This is a genomic window from Seohaeicola saemankumensis (genome assembly GCF_021021435.1).
Lineage (GTDB): Bacteria > Pseudomonadota > Alphaproteobacteria > Rhodobacterales > Rhodobacteraceae > Seohaeicola.
In genome coordinates, this window is record NZ_JAINWI010000049.1 from 1 (window position 1) to 2,748 (window position 2,748).

General features: G+C 54.3%; 3 protein-coding genes. All 3 read right to left on the reverse strand.

Features of this window, described 5'->3' with window-relative positions; all coding sequences use genetic code 11:
* Positions 1–248 precede the first annotated feature (248 nt).
* The 3 genes from K7H22_RS19845 to K7H22_RS19855 all read right to left on the reverse strand — a co-directional run bounded on the left by K7H22_RS19845 (position 249) and on the right by K7H22_RS19855 (position 2,624).
* Positions 249–482: a hypothetical protein gene (locus tag K7H22_RS19845; protein WP_230802537.1), complete on the reverse strand. Its 234-nt coding sequence runs from the start codon at positions 480–482 to the stop codon at positions 249–251.
* 213 nt (positions 483–695) lie between these two features.
* Positions 696–1,160 carry a hypothetical protein gene (locus K7H22_RS19850; protein WP_230802538.1) on the reverse strand — a complete coding sequence of 155 codons (465 nt, stop codon included), beginning with the start codon at positions 1,158–1,160 and terminating at the stop codon, positions 696–698.
* A gap of 165 nt (positions 1,161–1,325) precedes the next feature.
* Positions 1,326–2,624: a plasmid recombination protein gene (locus K7H22_RS19855; RefSeq protein ID WP_230802539.1), complete on the reverse strand. Its 1,299-nt coding sequence runs from the start codon at positions 2,622–2,624 to the stop codon at positions 1,326–1,328.
* Positions 2,625–2,748 lie beyond the last annotated feature (124 nt).

The following is a 2,748-nucleotide window of genomic DNA, read 5'->3' on the forward strand; positions in this document are numbered from 1 at the left end:
CCTTGGCACATTGATGCCGTCGGGGGGCGGTCACATCATCAAAGCTGAAGAACGAGAAGCGCGGCGCAATGATGGGCCATAGCATCAAACGCGTCATCAGCCGGGAGGTCTATGGGGATGATCTGTCGCTGAAAAAGAAGCTAAAAATAGCTCAGAAGATTGCGTTGCCCGTCCCGATTCATCTGAGTTGATTTGCCAATAGCCGTTGCCTTTATGCGCACAGCAGGAGCGAGCATCTTAAAGAAAAATCACGCCGCCCTTTGCAGGGCAGCGTGGTTTGCGAATGCGATAGCTTGGTCGAGTTGATTGTGTTGCTTTTCAAGCTGAGCTGCTTCTTCGGTGAGCCGGACAAACAGCGGTAGAGCCCAGTGTTCGCCTTGTTTGATCAGCAGTGCAATTTTTGTTTTGGCGATCAAAACTCTGTCGAGTTCTCCGTGGATTTTGTTTTTCGCCGCAAATCCATCGGCGTTATTTTTCGACATGGCACCTCTTGCCTCACCACCGCAAATTTGCGGCTGGTTTCTGAGGTGGGGCGCGAAGTGATTTACATGTCGTATCTCCAAAATCTGAGCGCCTTCATTATCGTGTGGATTGCGTTGTGGATAGATCGAAAATTGGAACTGACCGTTTCTGATTCAAAAACGTTCAGCGGGCTCCCCGTCCGCTCGCGCGCGGACGGGTCCTTTCGCGGCCGCTCATTTGAGTTCAGTCGCAGCTGCGACATCAGCTTCTGTTGCAGCTACGCCCGCTGCGGCTTTCAGTGCGGCCTCAGCTTCGGCTTCCGCCTTTGCTGCTTCTGCCGCTGCTTTCATCAATTCCAGGTGCTCCTCAACTTCCACAATCAAGTCCTTCGGGAACATCGAGTGCTTGATGATCTTGTTCCGACCAGAAGCACTTGCCAAAACAGCAATCTGCAAGAAAAAGGAACGGAGCACAGCGGCATCTTCGCTGTTCATCCAATCCAACCAATCGGTCAGAGCATCGGCAATCGCTGCGCGAGCGTCGCGCTCGGTTTTGTCGGCCTTCACGCCGATCTTGGTGCCTTTGTTGAGGCTTGTAGTGGCAATGCGGATCATTGCCGCTTGCTGCGCCTCCGAGATCATCAGAGTGGCGGGTTTGCGACGGGGTTTCATCAGCGGTGGGATGGGAAGAGCAGCCATTTTAGGGCCTCCTATGGGTTACTGTTTTAGCGACCAGCGGTAACGGTTATTCCTTGCGTCTTGCTTGTCTGAGAACCAGATTGCTCTGGGTCGCTTAGCCGAAAAGCGATTTACGAAGTTATTTTCAAAAAAAATTTTATACCTCTGTAAATAAACGAAACTTTTCTATTGTTCAGGGTCCGATTCAGGTCTCGCCGAGGGTGTTCGGGGCGTTTTTTGCTCTGGCCGAAAACGGTCCAACAGCATGATTTTCGCGGTCAAAGATTTGCGTGCGTGTGCTACGCGTTCTCGCAAGCCTGCGGGTAGCAACGCCGCGATATTCACAATGGCCTGATCTGCATTTTTGATTTCGCTCAGCGCGCCGGAAACGCGTGCGTCGGCAGCCGTTTCCGCTTCCAGTTGCTCTCGTTTTCTCAACCTGCCGAGTGCTGCCTGGAATGCCCTGCGCGCGCGCTCGAACCCACGGGGAGGAACCGGTGCCGCTGCCGTCCGCGAGGGCGCTGAAGACGCGACTATCTCGGGAGCAACCTCGACTTCGATCTCCCCGCTGGCCACTTGCTCGGCATAAGCGATAATCGCATCGGCATCGTCTTCTTTGGCATCGACGACCGCACGCTTTTGCTCAAGCTCTGCGGCCATTCGGGCCAATCGAATTTCTTCCTGCTTTCGCCAAGGCGCAGTATGCACATGCTGCCGCTTAGGTGGGGGGACTGTCTTGTTCTTCATCGCCTGGCGAAACTCTTCTTTGCGACGCTCGCCGCGGACGAGATTGAGCGGCGCAAACCAATCACCGACGCTGTCTTGGGCTTTTTCGTAATCTTGGATGATCTCGAACTTGGACGGTTGCAGCATCTTCCGGGTGGCAATGACCTTCTTCTCTCCCGTCTTTTTATCTGTTCTTGTCATTTCGACGTCGACCCGAGGAAGAATTACCGCGTGTATGTGAAACGCGGCCTCGTCGTGGTCGGCGCGCGCATAGACGACATCGTCGCCGAACTCGTGTTTCAGCCAAGCCAGCGATAGACGCTGAAAGTCTTGGATGCGCTGGTTATTTTCGTCGCCCTCATCGAAGATCGCGGCTGTATCTGCGTCGAACCAGTCTCTGTTGACGGTCAGGATCAGTTCACGCATTGGCCCATGCGCAGTCGCACGCCAGGGATCGTGCGGGCCTTCGATCATCCGGCGCTGAATGTCTTTCTGACGGTTACGCTTTTGGAGGGCGTCTAACTCATCGGCAAAGTTGCTCAATCGCATCTCTTGCACCTTCGATAGGGTCTTGATGACCCAGTCGTCGCCGATTAGCGGCTTGGCGATTTTTTGCAGCTTCATCTTGACCGGGTCGCATTGCCCAAGGTCTCCGCCCGCCCGTTTGGCGTGCATTTCAAGCCGTTTCAGGTTGCGCGGGTGCAAGCCTGCAAACCGCAGCACAACTGCATATTTCTTGGTGAAAACTGATCCGTCCATCTCGTCGCTCCTGTTTGGAGATCGGAAGATGGGTTCGTCTGTGTGTGTCGCGTAGCAAGATCAGAGCGTGCTAGATGGACAAACTGACGTTGCCCCCAACTTTTATCCAGCGTGAGCGAGACTC

Bases quoted from the DNA above. Each gene is read 5' to 3' on its own strand.
- K7H22_RS19845 (WP_230802537.1), bottom strand. From the start codon at position 482: ATGTCGAAAAATAACGCCGATGGATTTGCGGCGAAAAACAAAATCCAC.
- K7H22_RS19850 (WP_230802538.1), bottom strand. From the start codon at position 1,160: ATGGCTGCTCTTCCCATCCCACCGCTGATGAAACCCCGTCGCAAACCC.
- K7H22_RS19855 (WP_230802539.1), bottom strand. From the start codon at position 2,624: ATGGACGGATCAGTTTTCACCAAGAAATATGCAGTTGTGCTGCGGTTT.